Source organism: Streptomyces sp. NPDC058198, assembly GCF_042882605.1.
Classification (GTDB): Bacteria; Actinomycetota; Actinomycetes; order Streptomycetales; family Streptomycetaceae; genus Streptomyces.
Window position 1 is genome coordinate 279,293 of the sequence record NZ_JBHVVP010000007.1, and the last position, 17,058, is coordinate 296,350.

The following is a 17,058-nucleotide window of genomic DNA, read 5'->3' on the forward strand; positions in this document are numbered from 1 at the left end:
CCCCCCGACCGACCCGAAAGCTTCCCCCACACACAGAGGAGAGAACGACCGTGGAACAGTTCGCACTCGACGCCATCGAGCGCATCACCACCAGGCCGAGGGAACACAGCACATCCATCACCGTCGACCCGCTGACCCCGCTCCTCGGCGCGGAGGTGTCGGGCCTGGACCTCGCGAAGGAACTGACCCCCGAACAGACGGACGACGTCAGGCGGGCCTTCCTGACCCATCACGTCCTGGTGTTCCGCGACCAGACTCTGACGGACGAGGAGCACAAGCGTTTCGCCGGTCTCTTCGGTCCGCTGCACCCCGTCGCACTTCCCGCCGAGGGCTCCGACCCCTACATCCTGGAGATCAGCGCCGACAAGGAGTCGCGGGCCGTCGCCGGCAACGGGTGGCACGCCGACGGCACAGCGGACGCCGAGCCCTCGCTCGGATCGATGCTCCACATCACCCGCATCCCCGAGGCGGGCAGCGGAGGCGACACCCTGTTCGCCAACATGCACCTCGCCTACGACATGCTCTCCCCGGCGATGAAGACGTTCCTGGAGGGCCTGACCGCCGTCCACGACGGCGCGCTGCCCTGGATGGGACAGACCCCGCCGCCCGAGTACGACATCCCGAAGAACGAGCACCCGGTCGTGGTCCGCCATCCCGAGACCGGCCGCAAGCTCCTCTTCGTCAACGCCCCCTACACGTCGCACATCGCGCAGCTGTCACGCGTCGAGAGCGACGCGGTGCTGCAGATGCTGTACGCCCACATCGCCCGCACGCCCCTGTTGCACTGCCGGGTCAGCTGGCAGCCCGGCACCCTGGTGTTCTGGGACAACCGGTGCGTCCAGCACCACGCGATCTGGGACTACTACCCGCACTCGCGTTACGGCCGGCGCGTCGCCATCGACGGCACCCGCCCGAAGGCTTGAGCGACCGAGACGGCCGTACGCCGAGAAAGCCGAGGGAGAGAGTGAACGGGCACGCGAGGGGTTTCGTCGTCCTGCTCGACCAGGGAGGGCCCGCGGACCCGCCAGGCCCGCCCGGCCCGCCCGGAACACGGCAGGCCGGTGATCCGGCGATACCGGTGTGGGCCTGGCACCTGCTCGCCGCGCTGTACGACGGCCAGGACGAACCGGCGGCCGAGAGCTGGGCCCTGCGGGCGCACGCCGTGCTCGAACTCCTCGACGGACCCGTCGACTTCAGGGTCGTCCACGCGTGGCACGCGGACGTCGTCCTGCCGATGCTCGCCGAGGCGAGCACACGGCGCGGCGGGAGCTCCCGGCCGTACGAGGCGCCGGCTCGTCTGCACGCGGCTGCGGCGGCGGGCGAGCGGCACGACCGGGCCACATGGGAAGCGGCTCTGGAGCCGGCCTTGAGGGAGGTGTACCGGCACGCCTATGCCACGACAGAGGCCGGCGAGACGGCCTACGCGAACGCCCGTGCCTACGCCGTCGCCAACGGGTACGACGAGGCGGAGGCCGACCGGTACGGTCGCCGCTACGCCGATCTGAGCACCGACGCCGGCGTGCGTGCCTTCTCCGACGCCAATGCCGTGGCCAACGCGCGGGCCACGGCGGCCGCGTACACGACGGCCGACGACCGGGCGCGGGCATGGGCGTTCTGGGGCGCGCGGGTCCACGCGTACGCCCGCGCCGGTGCGGTGGGGTCCGCCGACGGCGGCACGGACCCGGCGGCGGAGCGGTCTGCGGCCTACGGTCGCCTCGCCGAGGGCTTGCTCGACGCTCTCAGTAAATAGGTTGCCCTCCCAAGTGGCCGTCTGCTGTAATCCCCAGCAGCCAATCGATCAAGGAGACGGAAATGCGGAAAGCGTTCATGTTCAGTCAGACGGGAACTTTCACCTATCTTGAGGACATGACGCTTCGTGCGAACGTTGAACTTGGGGATCCTGGCGCATGTCGACGCCGGTAAGACGAGCCTGACCGAGCGGCTGCTCCATTCCGCCGGTGTCATCGACGAGATCGGCAGCGTTGACGACGGCAGCACCCAGACCGATTCCCTGGTGCTGGAACGGCAACGCGGCATTACGATCAAATCGGCCGTCATGTCGTTCGTCATCGACGACATCACGGTCAATCTGATCGACACGCCCGGCCACCCGGATTTCATCGCCGAGGTGGAACGGGTGTTGAGCGTGCTCGACGGCGCCGTACTGGTCGTCTCCGCCGTCGAGGGCGTGCAGGCGCAGACCCGCGTATTGATGCGGACGCTGCAGCGGCTGCGCATTCCCACCCTCATTTTCGTGAACAAGATCGACCGCGGTGGCGCGCGATACGAACACGTGCTGCACAGCATGTCCGAGAGGCTGGCCCCGGCGGTCATCCCGATGGGATCGGTCGACGGACTGGGTACCCGCGGTGCTCGGTGCGCGCCGTTCACCGCCGCCGACGCCGACTTCACTTCCAAGCTGGTCGATCTGCTCGCCGACCACAACGACGCGTTTCTGGCCGCGTACGTCGACGACGAGGCGACGGTCTCGTATCCCCGGCTCCGGGGCGAGCTGGCGGCACAGACCCAGCAGGCGCTGGTGCATCCGGTGTACTTCGGCTCGGCCATCACGGGCGCGGGCGTGGAGGCGCTGATCACCGGTATCACCGAGCTGCTGCCCGCGACGGAAGGCGATGTGGACGGCCCGGTCTCGGGCACCGTCTTCAAGATCGAACGCGGTCCGGCCGGGGAGAAGATCGCGTACGTCCGCATGTTCTCGGGAACGGTACGAACGCGCGATCTCCTGCGCTTTTATGGCGAGGGCGACGGCGAGGGGAAGGTCACCGCGGTCAGTGTCTTCGACCGTGGCCCGGCGGTCCGCCGGGCGTCGGTCGACGCGGGGCAGATCGGCAAGCTCTGGGGTCTCGGTGATATCCGGATCGGCGACGCGATTGGCGTATCGCGAACAGGCCCGACGCGTCACCACTTCGCCCCGCCGACCCTGGAAACGGCCGTCATTCCCTGCCGTCCGGCCGACAAAGGGACGCTGCATGTCGCACTCGTCCAGTTCGCCGAGCAGGACCCGCTGATCAACCTGCGGCAGGACGATATTCGGAAAGAAGTATTCGTCTCGCTCTATGGAGAGGTCCAGAAAGAGGTGATCCAAGCAACGCTGGCGAACGAATTCGGCATCGACGTCACCTTCCGCGAGACAACGACCATCTGCGTCGAACGGCCCAACGGCACCGGCGCCGCCGTCGAGATCATGGGCAAGGACCCCAATCCGTTTCTCGCGACCGTCGGCCTGCGCATCGATCCGGCTCCGATCGACACCGGCGTGGAATTCCGACTGGAGGTCGAGCTCGGGTCGATGCCGTACGCGTTCATGAAAGCGGTCGAGGACACGGTCAAAGAGACACTCCACCAAGGGATCCACGGATGGCAGGTCACCGACTGCACGGTCACCATGACGCATTCCGGCTATGCGCCGCGCCAGAGCCACTCCCATGCCGTCTTCGACAAAAGCATGTCGAGCACGGGCGCGGACTTCCGCAACCTGACCCCGCTGGTCCTGATGAGCGCGTTGAAGCAGGCCGGCTCCGGGGTGTACGAGCCGATGCACCGCTTCCACCTGGAGCTCCCGGCAGACACATTCGGAGCGATCATGCCCGTCCTGGCCCGGCTGCGTGCCATTCCGCTCTCGCCCGAGGTCCGGGGCCCGTCGTGCCTGCTGGAGGGTGAGATCCCGGCAGCCCGCGTGCACGAGTTGCAACAACAGCTGCCGGCGCTGACGCGCGGCGAGGGAGTGCTGGAATCCGCCTTCGACCACTACCAACCGGTCACCGGCACCATCCCGACCCGGACTCGGACAGACCATGATCCGCTCCACCGCAAGGAGTACCTGCTGAACGTCGTACGGAGGGTCGCCGGACGCAGGGAGAGCGGGTCAGACAGCCCCTAGCAGGGAAAGCCGTCGCTTTGCCATGTCCTGCCGTCGGCGGTGACCGCCATCGCCTCGTAACCGTCCTGCGAGGCGATCCAGGAGCGTGCCCCGTCGCCCATCGCGAAGGCGGCGGTGGCGAAGACATCGGCCCGGGTCAGAGAACGGCCGGTCACAGTGATGGACAGCAGGCCGGAGGCCGGCAGGCCGGTGCGGGGGTCGACGACATGGGCGCCCCGCTCGGCCGTTCCCGACGTCGCGACGGCCAGGTCACGGCCGTCGACGACGGCGATCAGCCGGTCCCGGGACAGGGGATGGGCGATGCCGATCCGCCAGGGGACACCCGGAGACGCTTCCCCCCGGAGCTGGAGATCGCCGCCGCCGTTGACATACGTGTCGTGGGCTCCGGACTCGTACAGAATCCGCGAAGCGTGCTCCACGGCCCACCCCTTGACCAGGCCGGACGGGTCGAGCCGGCCGCCGGGCGTGACCGTGAAGAACCCTCCGGTGACCCGGGTCGCCTCCGCGCAGAGTTCGAGGACCTCGGCCACCACCTCCGGGCACCGGTCCACGGTCGACTCACCACGGGAGAGACGGCTGATGGCGCTGTCCGCGCGGTACGTCGAGAAGACCGCGTCCATCTCGTGCAGCCACGCGACGGCCTCGGCGAGGGCCCGGCGGATGTCCCGGGTGACCGTGCCGCGGATGTCGAAGGAGAACACGGTTCCCATGACGTGTTCGACATGGCGCAGGCCGTCGGTGCGGTCAGACACCGGCCTGGTCCAACGCGCTCTGCAGGGACTGTATATAGCCCTCGCTGGTGTAACTGGCCCCGGAAACGGCGTCGATGTGCGCGCTCTGGGCGCCCAGGGCCTCCTGGGTGAGGCGTGGCACCGCGTAGGCGGCGATCTCCTGGTCGCGGCCACTTCCGGAAGGCACCTGAACGGCCCTGACGGCCGTCAGCCTGCCCTGCTCGACAGTGACCGCGACCTGGACCGGTCCGTACTGGGTGTCGATCACATCACCGGTGAACGTGCCGTTCGTGGTGCCCTGTGACGGGTGCCCGGACGGTGACGAGGACGGCGGCCGTGTCGCGACGGCGGGTGGCGTGCTCTGATGCGGTTTGAGCGACAGGAGCAGGACGATGCCCGCCGCCGTCGAAAGGAGGGTGAGTACTGCTCGGCGCATGGCGGATCCGGTCTCCTCGGGCGGGCGGTCTCAGAACGCGAACGACTCGTGATGGATACGGTGGCGTGGCACGCCCGCCGTGCGCAGGGCCCGCCGCGCCGCGTCGGTCATGCCGGGCGGGCCGCACAGGTACACGTCGTGGTCGGCCACGTCGGGGACGAGACGCAGCAGCGCGCGGGCGGTGAGCGGCACGGAGTGCGAGGCGGGTTCGTCGACCGCGTACAGGACCCGGGCGCCGCGGGCCGCGGCGATGGCGTCGAGCTCGTCGCGCAGCGCCAGATCGTGCGGACGCCGGGCGCGGTACATGAGGGTGACGTCACCCGGGAGCGTCTCGAACAGGGTGCGCAAGGGGGTGATCCCGACCCCTCCGCCGATCAGCAGGGTCTTCCGGCCGGTGCCGCGGGCCGCGGTGAAACCGCCGTACGGGCCCTCCGCCCACACCCTGGTGCCGGGCGCGAGCCGGGCGAGCGCCGCGCTGTGCGTACCGGCCGCCTTGACCGTGATGCGCAGGAACCGGGGGTGGGCGGGAGCGGAGAGCGAGTAGGGATTGGCGGTCCACCACAGGCCGGGCGCCAGAAAACGCCAGCGGAAGAACTGGCCCGGTTCGGCGGCGAGTTCTTCGAGCCGCTCACCCGTCAGATACACCGAGACCACGCCGGGCGCCTCGGGCCGTACCTCCGTGACACTCAGACGGTGACGCAGGGCCCGGCGTACGGGGACGAGGAACCGGAACCAGACAAGCAGTACGGCCACCGTGAGGAACAGGGCGTACCACGCCACCCGGGCGGCGGGGTTCGTCACGAAGTCGGCGCCGTTGGCGAGCTGGTGTCCGAAGGCCAGAAACACCGCCAGGTAGGTGGCGAAGTGCAGATAGTGCCATGTCTCGTAGCTCATCCTGCGGCGGGCCGCACGCGCGGAGAGCACCCCGGTGGCCAGGAGCAGGACGAATCCCGCCGTCGCCTTGAGCATGTCCGGATACTGCAGAACGAGCGTCCGGGTCTGGTCCACCACCGTCGACCGGGACGTCAGTGTGTAGCCCCAGATGATCAGCAAGGTGTGGGCCAGGACGAGCGAGACGGTGTACCTGCCACCCAGCGCGTGCCACCGGGCCAGCCGGTCGGTCCCGATGCCCCTGTCCAGCAGCGGAACCCGCGCCATGAGGGCGAGCAGGACCGCGCAGGCGTAGCCGGCGAGCAGCCCGGTGATGCGACCCGCGCCGGTCAGCCATCCCGCGGGGCCGACGACCGACGTGGTGTCGCTCCACCACAGACCGAGGACCGCAGCGGCGCCCGACCAGATCAGGGCGTGGACGGCGAACGGGAGGAAACGCTGAGCACGGAGGCGGACCGGTGGCCCGCAGGGGGCGGCACGGCGCTCGTACGTAGGAGTGGCCACGAGGTGTCCCTCTTTCGGAGGCGGACCGCCAGCCTCACAGTGCCCCTTCTGAGAAGCCTCTGAAGAGACATCCGCACCGACGATTCAGAGGAAACTCAGAGCTCCGGCGACCCGCGCCCGGCCCGGCCACGGGGGATGCTGGACACACCATGGACAACCACGCCCCGCCACCCGTTCTGAGCAGGCCCGACGGCACCCCCGTGCGCGTCCTCGTCGTCGACGACGAGCCCGACCTGACCGAGGTACTGTCCGGCGCGCTCCGGTACGAGCGGTGGGAGGTGCGGAGCGCGTGCGACGGCGCCTCCGCCGTCAGCGCGGCCCGCGCCTTCCGCCCCGACGCGGTGGTGCTCGACTGGATGCTGCCCGACATGGACGGTCTTCGGGTGCTGCGCGAGCTGCGGGCGGCTCAGCCGGGCGTCTGCGTCCTCTTCCTGACCGCGCGCGACGCGGTGGAGGACCGCATCGCGGGCATCACCGCGGGCGGCGACGACTATGTCACCAAGCCGTTCAGCCTGGAGGAGGTGCTCGCCCGGTTGCGCGGACTCCTGCGAAGGGCCGGCATGGCCCGGGAGCCGGGCGGCAGCCGGCTGGTGGTGGGAGAGCTGGTGATGGATGAGGATGCCCGCGAGGTCAGCAGGGCGGGCGTGGCGGTAGAGCTCTCCCGTACCGAGTTCGAGCTGCTGCGCTTCCTGATGCGAAATCCCCGCCGGGTCCTGTCGAAGGACCAGATCCTGGACCGTGTCTGGTCGTACGACTTCGGTGGCCGGGCGCACATCGTCGAGCTGTACATCAGCTACCTGCGCAAGAAGATCGACGCGGGCCGGACACCACTGATCCACACCGTGCGCGGGGTCGGCTACGTCCTCAAGCCGGACACCTCATGAGGCGACTGCCCGTGCCGCGCACCCTGAGGGCACGGCTCACCGCGGGTCTCGTGCTGCTGCTCACCCTGGCGTGCCTGGCGGTGGGGGTGACCACCGTGGTGGCGCTCGAAGGCTTTCTCGTACGCAAGCTGGACCAGCAGCTCGTCGCGACCGGGGGCCGGTTCGCGGCGAGCCTGGAACACGAGGCGCGCCCGGACGCGGACAACGCACCCGACACCAGGGGCCAGTCGGACGGCACGTTCGGCGCCCGGCTGCTGCACGGCAGAACCACGCAGGCATCCGTCGTACGCGATGAGACGGACGCCCCCGTACCGCTCACCGCGGCGGACCGGCGGGCGCTGGCCGCCGTACCGCCCGACGAGACGGGCCACACCCTCCGGCTGTCCACCCTCGGCGCCTACCGGGTCGTCGCCGTCGTCGGGGACGACAACGACGTGCTCCTCACGGGACTGCCGTTGCACGGCGTTGCGGAGACCGTGCATCGCCTGGAGGCGGTGGAAGCCGTGGTGTTCGGCGCCACCCTCGCCGTCACCGGAGTGGCGGGGGCGCTGTGGGTACGGCTGTCCCTCAGACCGCTCAGCCGCGTCGCCGCCACCGCGACCGAGGTGACCCGGCTGCCGCTGGCCAGCGGGGAGGTGGCCATGCCCGCCCCGGTACCGGAAACCGACCCCCGTACCGAAGTCGGCCGGGTCGGCGCCGCTCTCAACCACATGCTCGGCCATGTCGGCGACGCGCTCTCCCGCCGGCACGCGAGTGAGGAGAGGCTGCGCCACTTCGCCGCGGACGCCAGCCATGAACTGCGTACCCCCGTGGCCACCGTGCGCGCGCACGCGGAACTGGCGCTGCGCCACCCGGGCACCGTACCGGGCGAGGTGCGGCACGCGCTGGAGCGCATCCAGTCCGAGAGCGAACGGATGACCGGGCTCGTCGACGATCTCCTGCTGCTGGCACGCCTGGATGCCGGCCGGCCACTGGCGCGTGACACCGTCGACCTCACCCGGCTCGCCCTCGACGCCCTGAGCGACGCGCGTGCGGCGGCGCCGGATCATCGCTGGCTGCTGGACCTGCCCGAGGAACCGGTGACCGTCACCGGTGACGGCCACCGGCTCTACCAGGTGGTGGCCAACCTCCTGAACAACGCCCGCACGCACACGCCGGCCGGCACCTCCGTGACCCTGGGCATCGCCGGCGAGGAAGACATCGCCGGCGAGGAAGACATCGCCGACGGGGAGGGCATGGTCGTACTGACCGTGACGGACACCGGCCCCGGCATTCCCGCGGAGCTGCGGGCCGAGGTCTTCCAGCGGTTCACCCGCGCGGATCACGGTCGCTCACGGACCGCGGGAGGCACCGGTCTCGGCCTGGCGATCGTTTCCGCGGTGGTGGGGGCTCACCACGGCACCGTCGACGTGACCAGCGTCCCCGGACGCACGGCTTTCCGCGTGCGGCTGCCCGTGGACCCGGACCCGCGATCGGGATGACGGCGATGCGGCTTCACGGGCTGTGGCAGCGGGCGGAATTTTGTATACTCGTTGTATGCAACCGTGGGGGAAATCGTGATATCGGGCCGGGACAAGGCATACGCGTTTCTCAAGGAGACCGTCCTCACCGACCCGGACATGCAGGGTGGGTTCCTCTCCGAGCAGGAGATCGCCGACCGTATCGGGGTGTCCCGTACCCCCATCCGTGAGGCGTTGCTGCTGCTCGCCGCCGAGGACCTCGTGAAGCTGGTCCCCAAGCGCGGGGCGCAGATCGTCGCGCTGTCGGGGCGTGAGATCACCGAGCTGATGGAGCTGCGCGGCATTGTCGAGCGGTACGCGGCCGAGCGGACCATCCCCGAGGGCCGAGTTCCCGTGGCCGAGCTGACCGGACTCCTGGACCGTCAGCGCGCGCTCAGCGGGCCCGAGCACGCCAAGGACTTCATCGCGGTGGATCACCTCTTCCACGCGACGATCGTCTCCGCGGTGGGCAACTCCCTGCTCAACCGGCACTACGAGGGGCTGCGCAGTCGGCAGATCCGGGCCGGGGTGGTAGCGCTCTACAACGAGCACGGCCGGCAGGAAGCCGTGCTCGACGAGCATGTGGCGATCCTGGCCGCGATGGCCTCCGGTGACGCGCGTGCGGCGTGCGCCGCGATCGACAGTCATCTGGAGACCACCCTCAAGGTCCTGCTCGCCGGATAGGCAAGTGGTCCGGCGGGGATGTCAGACCGCTCCGCTACGGTGCCACCATGACGGAATTCGTACTGGTCGCAGGCGCGTGGCTCGGATCCTGGGCGTGGGACGAGGTGGTGCCGGAGCTGCGCGCGGCCGGCCACCACACCCATCCCTTGACGCTCTCCGGCCTCGCCGACAAGCAGGGCATGCCGGCCGGGCAGCGGACTCATGTCCAGGACATCGTCGACGAGGTCGAGCGCCACGATCTGCGCGACGTCATCCTGGTCGGGCACAGCTACTCGGGCATCCCGGCCGGCCAGGCCGCCGAGCTGATCGGTGACCGGCTGGCCCGCGTGGTCTTCGTCGATTCCAACGTGCCGGCCGACGGCGAGTCGTTCGTGTCCGGCTGGCCGTACGGCCGGGCGATGGTGGAGGCGTCGATCGCCGAGAGCGGGGGTTTCTGGGCCCCGCTGCCCGCGGCCGACTACGCCGGCCAGGGTCTCAGTGACGAGCAGATCGCACGGATCGTGGCCGGCTCGACACCGCACCCGGGCGCCACGCTGACCGAGCCGGCCGTGCTGGCACGGCCGCTCGGCGAGCTTCCGGCGACGTACATCAAATGCCTGCTCGACGGCGCCGAGCCGAGCGAGGAGGTGGCCGAGCTGCTGACCAGCGAGCACTGGCGGCTGGTCGAGATGGACACCGGCCACTGGCCCATGTTCTCCCAGCCGCGCGAGCTGGCGCGGATCCTCCTCGACGCGGCCGGGTAGTCACGCCACGGCGCCCCGGACACCAGCCTTCCCGGACGCTGTCTGGATCCGGCGGTTGGCCAGTACGGGTACGGCGCGGCGAACAGCGGCAACCTCGGCGAAATCCAGGTCGGCCAGCAGCATCCCCGGTCCTGCGTCGAGACGCTGCCGTACGGTTCCGTCGGGACCGATCACCGCGCTGTGGCCGATTCCGGTGGGAGCGTTCGACGCCGTGGGAGTTCCGGACGCCGCCGGGTCGGCCTGGTCCACGGCGGCGAGCCAGAGGGTGGCGTCGAGTGCTCGGGCGCGGATCAGCAGCTCCCACTGCTCACGTTTGCCGGGACCGGCGCCCCAGGAGGCGGGGAGCAGTGACAGGAGCGCTCCGGCGTCGGCGTGTGCCCTGAACAGTTCGGGGAAGCGGACGTCATAGCAGGTGGCGAGGCCGATGCGAGTGCCGTCGACATCGATGGTGACGACCTGGGAGCCGGGTGCCACGGTGTCGGACTCCGCATAGCCGAAGGCGTCGTAGAGGTGGATCTTGTCGTAAGCCGCCTCGATGCCGGGGCCGGTGGCCAGCAGGGTGTTCGCCACCTTGCCGTCCGGGGCGGGGGTGAACATGCCCGCGACCACGACGAGACCGGTCTCCTCGGCGATCCGGCGGACCGCCGTGGCCCACGGGCCGTCCAGCGGTTCGGCCAGCGGCGCCAGGGGCGTCCCGAAGCACGCCATCGCGGCCTCGGGGAAGACGGCGACGCGCGCCTCCGCGTCGGCCGCGCGATGGGCCTGTTCGCGGAGGAGCGCGAGGTTCTGCTCGGGGTCGGGGCCGGTGGTGATCTGGCTCAGTGCGATGCGCACGGGGCTACCTTCCTCGGTGCGGGTGCGGGTGCGGGTGCGGGTGCGGGTGCGGGTGCCGATGTTGGTGCCGGGGTCAGCCGGCCGATGCGGTCTGCGAGCCGATGGGCTCTGACGTACGGTCCTCGCTGTCGCTGCCCCCGATCAGCTCCTCCTCGTCCGACCGCCCCCCGTCGCGGCCCAGACACAGCCCGGTGATCGTGACAGCCGCGGTGACCACGATGTAGAGAGCCAGCGGAACCCACGACTCGTAGGCGTCGAGCAGCGCGGTGAACAACAGCGGCGCGACGGCTCCACCGACGACACCGGCCAGCGTGTAGGCGAGCGAGGACCCGGTGTAGCGCAGTCGCGGGGAGAACTGTTCGGCGATGAAGGCCGCCTGCGGTCCGTACATCAGCGAGTGGATGGCCAGTGCCACCACGACACCGAGGACGAGTAGCGGCCAGCTCCCCCCGCCGATCATGGGGAAGAACAGGAACGGCCACACCCCGGCCGCCGCCGCGGAGACGCCGTACACCAGCCGCCGGTTGACGCGGTCGGACAGAGCTCCGGCCAGCGGGATGAGGAACACCTGCAGGGAGGAGCCGATGAGGACGGCGGCCAGTGCCGAGCCTCGGGACATGCCGAGTTCACCCGTCGCGTAGGTGAGGACGAAGACGGTGAAGAGCGCGTACAGCACGTCCGGAGCGATACGGCTCAGGATCGCGGCCGTCAGGGCGCGGGGGTGCGTGGCGAAGACTTCCCTGATCGGTGCCTGGGGACGATTCTGCTCGGCCTCCATGGCCTTGAAGACGGGGGTTTCCTCAAGCTTCGTACGGATCCACAGGCCGAAGACGACGAGGACCCCGGAGAGCAGGAACGCCACCCGCCAGCCCCAGGTCAGGAACTGGTTCTCGGTCAGCAGTGCGCCGAGGGCCGCGAGTACCCCGTTGGCCAGCAGGTTGCCGGCCGGCGGGCCGATCTGGGCGGCCGAGGCGAAGAAGCCGCGCCGTCGAGGGTCGCCGAACTCGCTGGACAGCAGGACGGCGCCGCCCCACTCGCCACCGACGCCGACGCCCTGGGCGAAGCGGAGTATGACCAGGGCGATGGGGGCGGCCACGCCGATCGTGGCGTAGGAGGGGAGCAGACCGATCAGGAGGGTGGCGATTCCGATCAGTACGAGGGTCGCGATGAGGACCTTCTTGCGGCCGATCTTGTCGCCGAGGCGGCCGAAGACGAAACCGCCCAGCGGCCGCGACACATAGCCGACGGCGTAGGTGGAGAAGGCCAGCAGAGTGCCGGTTGCCGGGTCCTCGGAGGGGAAGAAGACATCACCGAAGACCAGCGCCGCGGCCACGGAGTAGATGGCGAAGTCGTACCACTCCAAGGCGGTTCCGGTGAGGCTGGCGAAGAAGGCGCGGCGGACCGCGGACCCGCCGATCGGGTGCTTTTCCGTACTCGTGCTGGTGTGCTTCACGACGTCCGTCCTTGAGTGGGGGCGCTATCGACCTTCCGGCATACTTCTTGTATACAGGTCGTATGCGCAAGCCTTCCGCGCAAAGTTAACCTCCCCGATACCCCGACCGATGTGGAGAAACCATGGCGCCGCTGACCTTCGAACTGCCCGACGGCACCCTCCGGCACGTCGATGTCGTCCAGGTGCTCAACGCCGGCTACGCCGGACGCAGCCAGGTCGATGTCGCCGCGCACGTGGCCGAGCTCGCCGAGCTGGGCGTGCCCGCGCCGTCCGTGACCCCTGCGCTCTACCCGGTTTCCCCGTACCTCGCCCAGCACACCGACCAGGTCAGCGTCCAGCACGGCCGCACCTCGGGGGAGGCGGAATGGGCGCTGGTGGTGGACCGCGACGGTGAGCTGCTGCTGACGGCGGCCTGCGACCACACCGACCGCGATCTGGAGGTGCACGGAGTGGCGTGGAGCAAGAACGCGAGCCCCGATGTGCTCGCCCGCCGCGCCTGGCGCCTGGCCGACGTACAGGAGCGGCTCGACGATCTGACCCTGCGGGCCTGGGTGACCCACGCGGGGCGGGAAACCGCCATCCAGAACGGCACCCTGGCCGAGCTGCTCACTCCCGGTTACTGGGCCGATGTGCTGCGTGAGCGCGGTGACCTGGTGCCCGGTACGGTGCTGATCTCCGGCACCATCCCCATGGCCGAGGGCGTGGACCAGTTCGCCGACCGCTGGCGCGTCGAACTGAGCGACCCGGTCACCGGGGACGCGATCGAACTCGCCTACGACGTGGTCCGCATGCCCGCGCCGATCGGCTGACCCGCGCCCGCGGTCAGAAGACCGACCAGCCGGAGGCGGTGGTGAACGCGTCCAGGGCGGCGACCGCCGCGACGGAGTTCCCGACCTCGTCCAGGCTCGGGCCCCACGCGCACAGTGCGGCACGTTCGGGAAGGATGGCCACGATGCCGCCGCCGACCCCGCTCTTGCCGGGCAGCCCGACCCGGTAGGCGAACTCTCCCGCCGCGTCATAGGCGCCGCAGGTGAGCAGGACCGCGTTGATCCTCTTGGCCTCACTGCTCGACATCAGCCGGGAGCCGTCGGCGCGCAGCCCGTGCCGGGCCAGAAACCGGCCGGCCAGCGCGAGGTCACGGCAGCTGGCGGTGAGCGAGCAGTGCGCGTAGTAGCGGTCCAGCACGGTCTCGACCGGGTTCTCCAGATTGCCGTGGCTCGCGATGAAGTGCGCCAGCGCGGCGTTGCGGTGACCGTGCCCGGCCTCCGACGCGGCCACAGCCGGGTCCGTGTCCAGGAGCGGGTTGCTGGACTCCTGACGGAGGAAGTCACGCACGGCTCCGGCGGCGTCACCGGTCAGACTCTGCAGCCGGTCGGTGACCACGAGCGCGCCCGCGTTGATGAAGGGGTTGCGCGGGATGCCGTGCTCGTTCTCCAGCTGGACCAGCGAGTTGAAGGGGTTGCCGGACGGCTCCCGCCCCACACCGCGCCAGATCGTGTCACCGCCATGAGCGAGTACGAGAGCGAGGGAGAAGAGCTTGGAGACGCTCTGGATCGAGAACGGCTGTTCCCAGTCACCCACGCCGTACAGATCGCCGTCGACCGTCGCGAGGGCCATTCCGAACGCGTTCGGATCCGCCGTGGCAAGTGCCGGGATGTAGTCGGCGACCCGCCCCCGGCCCGCGGTTTCGCGGGCCGCCGCCATCGCGGTGAGCAGGAGTTCCTGGTAGTCAGGCATGTACGAGCGGGTCCGGCGTCGGCTTCGTCTGCATGATCCGGATCTTCTCAGAAGAGCCTCGGGCTCCTGTACCCGGCCCGGCGGTCCTGGTTCAAGTAGCGCCGGGATGTGCCCGATTCGCCGAGAACTCGCGCGAACCTGCGATCACTGAGTGTCTAGACTCTGGGCCAAGGCTTCAGCTGATACGGGCGCGGTACGGATGCTTCGCGTGAGGCGCGGGCGAGGTACCGGGGAGGACGGAAGATGGCGGCACAGGGCAGTCCAGCAGACCGGTTCAACACGGGGGAGGCGCACTCGGCGCGCGTCTACGACTACGTGCTGGGCGGCAAGGACAACTACCCCGTGGATCAGGAGGCCGGTGAGGCGATGATCCGCGAGTGGCCGGCCCTGCGGGTCCATATGCGCGCCAACCGGGAGTTCATGCACCGGGCGGCCCGCTATCTCGCGCGGGAGGAGGGCATCCGGCAGTTCCTGGACATCGGTACCGGTCTGCCCACCGTGCCCAACGTGCACGAGATCGTGCAGGAGGTCACCCCTGACAGCCGGGTCGTCTACGTCGACAACGACCCGATCGTGCTCGCGCACGCGCGCGCCCTGCTGACCAGCAGTCCCGAAGGCCGCACCGCCTACATCGACGCCGACATGCGCGACCCCGACGCGATCATCGGCTCTCCGCAGTTCCAGGAGATCCTGAACCTGCGGCAGCCGGTCGGGCTCATGATCATCGGGATCCTGCACTTCATCCTTGACACAGACGACGACCACGGCCTCGTACAGCGTCTCCTCGCCCCGCTGCCCGCGGGCAGCTTCCTGGCCATGACCATCGGCACCGCCGACTTCGCCCCGCAAGAGGTCGGCCGCGTTGCCACCGAGTACGCCCGCCGCGGCATGCCCATGCAGCTGCGCACCCAGGCCGAGGCCGAGGCGTTCTTCACCGGCCTTGACCTGGTCGAACCCGGGGTCACCCAGGTCCATCACTGGCGGCCCGACGCCGACCAGGGAGCCATAGACGACCGCGACATCGCCATGTACGGAGCCGTCGCACGGAAGAACACCTGAGTCGTCCGACGTGCCGCCGCCCTGGCATGATCGGAAGCATGGCTGAACGTGTGATCGCCGCGTGTGACGGGGCGTCGAAAGGAAACCCCGGGCCCGCCGGCTGGGCCTGGGTCATCGCCGACGGTGAGGAGACTCCGGCCCGCTGGGAGTCCGGCCCGCTGGGCACGGCGACGAACAATGTCGCGGAGCTCACCGCCCTGGAACGCCTGTTGACGGCGGCCGCGCCCGGCGTTCCCATGGAAATCCGGATGGACTCGCAGTACGCGATGAAGGCCGTCACGACCTGGCTGCCCGGCTGGAAGCGCAACGGCTGGAAGACGTCCGCGGGCAAGCCCGTGGCCAACCAGGAACTGGTCGTCCGCATCGACGGGCTCCTCGAGGGCCGCTCGGTGGAGTTCCGGTACGTGCCCGCGCACCAGGTCGGCGGCGATCGGCTCAACGACTTCGCCGACCGGGCCGCGAGCCAGGCGGCGCTGGTCCAGAAGACCGCGGGCAGCGAGCACGGCTCCCCGGAGCCCCCGGCCGCGCCCGACACCGTACGGTCGGGCGGCGCCCGCCGCGGCTCCTCCGGCGGAGCGACGAAGACAGCCTCGTCGCGACGGCGCACCTCGGCGGGCGCGGCGCGGACCCTCAACGCCAAGTTCCCCGGCCGCTGCCGCTGCGGGCGCTCGTACGCCGCGGGCGAGTCCATCGCCAAGAACCCGGAAGGCTGGGGCCACCCGGCCTGCGCCACCGCCAAGGGCGACGAGGCTTAAAGGCTGTCCCGCAATCCGTGGCGCAACCGCGAATCCGGCGCTGCTCGGAAGAGCGGGTCCTCATGGCCCGGGAGTAGAATGAGAAACGCCTGGTATCGCACGCACGATTGCGCCGCCTCCGGGCAGACATTGACTTGGAGGCTGGTAGTCATGGGTCCTCTGCTTCTCGTTCTCCTGCTCGTCCTGATCATTCTCGGAGTGGGTTTCGTGATTCATGCTCTGTGGTGGATCGCGGTCGTCGTATTCGTGGTGTGGCTGCTCGGATTCCTGATCCGGCCGGCCTCCAGTGGCGGTCGCAGGGGCCGCTGGTATCGCTGGTAAACAGGGCAAGAGGGTGCTCGGACGACATCGTCCGAGCACCCTCTTCTATCGTCCGAGCACCTTCTTCCAGTGCATGTCCCAGGGAAGCGCATCTGTGGATGAACGGCGGGTTTCCGGGTAGCCGCCAGGTCAGCCACAGCATTGCAGCATCCAACGAAGGGACAGCACCCATGGCGTCTTCGCTGCTCGAGACCGTAGACATCAAGGCCCCCGTCGCCGTGAGTTGGGACCTGTGGAGTGACGTGACGCGCTGGCCGAAGTTCCTCAGTCATGTGAAGCACGTCGACCGCATTGACGAGCGCCGCTTCGCCTGGCAATTGTCGCTTCCCGGCGCGGACAAGAGTTTTGTGGCGGAGCTTACCGAGGTGATTCCGGAAGACCGCATCGCGTGGAAGACGACAGAGGGTGTTCACCACGCGGGCGTCGTTACTTTCCATCGTCTCAGTGACACGACGAGCCGTGTCACTCTCCAGATCGAATACGACCCGCACGGCTTCGTGGAGCATGTCGGCGCGCTGACCAACCTGGACTCCGCATTGGCCAACTATGACCTGGGGGAATTCCAGAAGCTCGCCGAAACGGCAGCCGCCGGCTGAGTACGGGAATGAGAGTGCCGCCCTCCGGCC

Annotated in this window: 18 protein-coding genes; 12 read left to right on the forward strand and 6 right to left on the reverse strand. The window is 69.6% G+C overall.

Translation table 11 applies throughout. From position 1 onward, the window contains the following. The first annotated feature begins 50 nt into the window (after positions 1-50). The 3 genes from ACFVWW_RS24015 (at position 51) to ACFVWW_RS24025 (ending at position 3,901) form a co-directional block, all read left to right on the forward strand. On the forward strand, positions 51-923 hold the full coding sequence (locus ACFVWW_RS24015) for a TauD/TfdA dioxygenase family protein (protein ID WP_386878985.1): 873 nt from the start codon (positions 51-53) through the stop codon (positions 921-923). Positions 924-964: 41 nt separating this feature from the next. Continuing rightward, positions 965-1,750 (forward strand): SpcZ, encoded by a 786-nt coding sequence (locus tag ACFVWW_RS24020; RefSeq protein ID WP_386878984.1) that lies wholly within the window; start codon positions 965-967, stop codon positions 1,748-1,750. Positions 1,751-1,876: 126 nt separating this feature from the next. Beyond that, entirely contained in the window at positions 1,877-3,901 is a 2,025-nt protein-coding gene (locus tag ACFVWW_RS24025; protein WP_386878983.1) for a GTP-binding protein, read from the forward strand. Here the strand turns inward: ACFVWW_RS24025 and ACFVWW_RS24030 are convergent. From ACFVWW_RS24030 to ACFVWW_RS24040, 3 genes are read right to left on the reverse strand one after another with little or no spacing between them, the layout of a single operon-like run. Further along, on the reverse strand, positions 3,898-4,653 hold the full coding sequence (locus tag ACFVWW_RS24030) for an FAD:protein FMN transferase (RefSeq protein ID WP_386878982.1): 756 nt from the start codon (positions 4,651-4,653) through the stop codon (positions 3,898-3,900). The genes ACFVWW_RS24025 and ACFVWW_RS24030 overlap by 4 nt on opposite strands. Then, positions 4,646-5,068, reverse strand: coding sequence for an FMN-binding protein (locus ACFVWW_RS24035; protein ID WP_384188165.1), 423 nt, complete (start codon positions 5,066-5,068; stop codon positions 4,646-4,648). Before ACFVWW_RS24035 ends, ACFVWW_RS24030 begins: the two co-directional genes overlap by 8 nt. Before the next feature lie 30 nt (positions 5,069-5,098). After that, positions 5,099-6,463 carry a ferric reductase-like transmembrane domain-containing protein gene (locus ACFVWW_RS24040; RefSeq protein ID WP_384329805.1) on the reverse strand — a complete coding sequence of 455 codons (1,365 nt, stop codon included), beginning with the start codon at positions 6,461-6,463 and terminating at the stop codon, positions 5,099-5,101. Positions 6,464-6,612: 149 nt separating this feature from the next. Between ACFVWW_RS24040 and ACFVWW_RS24045 the strand changes: the two genes are divergently transcribed. The 4 genes from ACFVWW_RS24045 to ACFVWW_RS24060 all read left to right on the forward strand — a co-directional run bounded on the left by ACFVWW_RS24045 (position 6,613) and on the right by ACFVWW_RS24060 (position 10,273). Continuing rightward, positions 6,613-7,347, forward strand: coding sequence for a response regulator transcription factor (locus ACFVWW_RS24045; RefSeq protein ID WP_384188162.1), 735 nt, complete (start codon positions 6,613-6,615; stop codon positions 7,345-7,347). Further along, entirely contained in the window at positions 7,344-8,828 is a 1,485-nt protein-coding gene (locus ACFVWW_RS24050; RefSeq protein ID WP_386878981.1) for a sensor histidine kinase, read from the forward strand. The genes ACFVWW_RS24045 and ACFVWW_RS24050 overlap by 4 nt, the downstream gene beginning before the upstream one ends. A 75-nt stretch (positions 8,829-8,903) precedes the next feature. Beyond that, entirely contained in the window at positions 8,904-9,530 is a 627-nt protein-coding gene (locus ACFVWW_RS24055) for a GntR family transcriptional regulator (RefSeq protein ID WP_384329999.1), read from the forward strand. Positions 9,531-9,577: 47 nt separating this feature from the next. Beyond that, positions 9,578-10,273 (forward strand): alpha/beta fold hydrolase, encoded by a 696-nt coding sequence (locus tag ACFVWW_RS24060; RefSeq protein ID WP_386878980.1) that lies wholly within the window; start codon positions 9,578-9,580, stop codon positions 10,271-10,273. Here ACFVWW_RS24060 and ACFVWW_RS24065 read toward each other — a convergent pair whose 3' ends face one another. Both ACFVWW_RS24065 and ACFVWW_RS24070 read right to left on the reverse strand, forming a co-directional pair. Then, positions 10,274-11,107: a carbon-nitrogen hydrolase family protein gene (locus tag ACFVWW_RS24065; protein ID WP_386878979.1), complete on the reverse strand. Its 834-nt coding sequence runs from the start codon at positions 11,105-11,107 to the stop codon at positions 10,274-10,276. A gap of 73 nt (positions 11,108-11,180) precedes the next feature. Further along, positions 11,181-12,560, reverse strand: a complete 1,380-nt coding sequence (locus ACFVWW_RS24070; RefSeq protein ID WP_386878978.1) for an MFS transporter — start codon at positions 12,558-12,560, stop codon at positions 11,181-11,183. A gap of 122 nt (positions 12,561-12,682) precedes the next feature. Between ACFVWW_RS24070 and ACFVWW_RS24075 the strand changes: the two genes are divergently transcribed. Then, positions 12,683-13,369: a DUF2848 domain-containing protein gene (locus ACFVWW_RS24075; RefSeq protein ID WP_386878977.1), complete on the forward strand. Its 687-nt coding sequence runs from the start codon at positions 12,683-12,685 to the stop codon at positions 13,367-13,369. Positions 13,370-13,382: 13 nt separating this feature from the next. On the opposite strand, the gene ACFVWW_RS24080 is transcribed toward ACFVWW_RS24075, so the two are convergent. Then, positions 13,383-14,297 carry a glutaminase gene (locus tag ACFVWW_RS24080; RefSeq protein ID WP_386878976.1) on the reverse strand — a complete coding sequence of 305 codons (915 nt, stop codon included), beginning with the start codon at positions 14,295-14,297 and terminating at the stop codon, positions 13,383-13,385. A 243-nt stretch (positions 14,298-14,540) separates the two neighbouring features. On the opposite strand from ACFVWW_RS24080, the gene ACFVWW_RS24085 reads away from it, so the two are divergent. The 4 genes from ACFVWW_RS24085 to ACFVWW_RS24100 all read left to right on the forward strand — a co-directional run bounded on the left by ACFVWW_RS24085 (position 14,541) and on the right by ACFVWW_RS24100 (position 17,028). After that, the gene (locus tag ACFVWW_RS24085) at positions 14,541-15,356 is read left to right on the forward strand and encodes an SAM-dependent methyltransferase (protein ID WP_386878975.1); all 816 of its coding nucleotides are present in this window, start codon (positions 14,541-14,543) and stop codon (positions 15,354-15,356) included. A gap of 26 nt (positions 15,357-15,382) precedes the next feature. Beyond that, on the forward strand, positions 15,383-16,111 hold the full coding sequence (locus ACFVWW_RS24090; RefSeq protein WP_386878974.1) for a ribonuclease H: 729 nt from the start codon (positions 15,383-15,385) through the stop codon (positions 16,109-16,111). A gap of 150 nt (positions 16,112-16,261) precedes the next feature. Continuing rightward, on the forward strand, positions 16,262-16,432 hold the full coding sequence (locus ACFVWW_RS24095) for a hydrophobic protein (protein WP_384188148.1): 171 nt from the start codon (positions 16,262-16,264) through the stop codon (positions 16,430-16,432). A 170-nt stretch (positions 16,433-16,602) separates the two neighbouring features. Further along, positions 16,603-17,028: an SRPBCC family protein gene (locus ACFVWW_RS24100; protein ID WP_384188146.1), complete on the forward strand. Its 426-nt coding sequence runs from the start codon at positions 16,603-16,605 to the stop codon at positions 17,026-17,028. Positions 17,029-17,058 lie beyond the last annotated feature (30 nt).

Coding starts and splice junctions, on each gene's coding strand:
- ACFVWW_RS24035 (WP_384188165.1), bottom strand. CDS start 5,068: ATGCGCCGAGCAGTACTCACCCTCCTTTCGACGGCGGCGGGCATCGTC.
- ACFVWW_RS24045 (WP_384188162.1), top strand. CDS start 6,613: ATGGACAACCACGCCCCGCCACCCGTTCTGAGCAGGCCCGACGGCACC.
- ACFVWW_RS24050 (WP_386878981.1), top strand. CDS start 7,344: ATGAGGCGACTGCCCGTGCCGCGCACCCTGAGGGCACGGCTCACCGCG.
- ACFVWW_RS24060 (WP_386878980.1), top strand. CDS start 9,578: ATGACGGAATTCGTACTGGTCGCAGGCGCGTGGCTCGGATCCTGGGCG.
- ACFVWW_RS24075 (WP_386878977.1), top strand. CDS start 12,683: ATGGCGCCGCTGACCTTCGAACTGCCCGACGGCACCCTCCGGCACGTC.
- ACFVWW_RS24080 (WP_386878976.1), bottom strand. CDS start 14,297: ATGCCTGACTACCAGGAACTCCTGCTCACCGCGATGGCGGCGGCCCGC.
- ACFVWW_RS24085 (WP_386878975.1), top strand. CDS start 14,541: ATGGCGGCACAGGGCAGTCCAGCAGACCGGTTCAACACGGGGGAGGCG.
- ACFVWW_RS24090 (WP_386878974.1), top strand. CDS start 15,383: ATGATCGGAAGCATGGCTGAACGTGTGATCGCCGCGTGTGACGGGGCG.
- ACFVWW_RS24095 (WP_384188148.1), top strand. CDS start 16,262: ATGGGTCCTCTGCTTCTCGTTCTCCTGCTCGTCCTGATCATTCTCGGA.
- ACFVWW_RS24100 (WP_384188146.1), top strand. CDS start 16,603: ATGGCGTCTTCGCTGCTCGAGACCGTAGACATCAAGGCCCCCGTCGCC.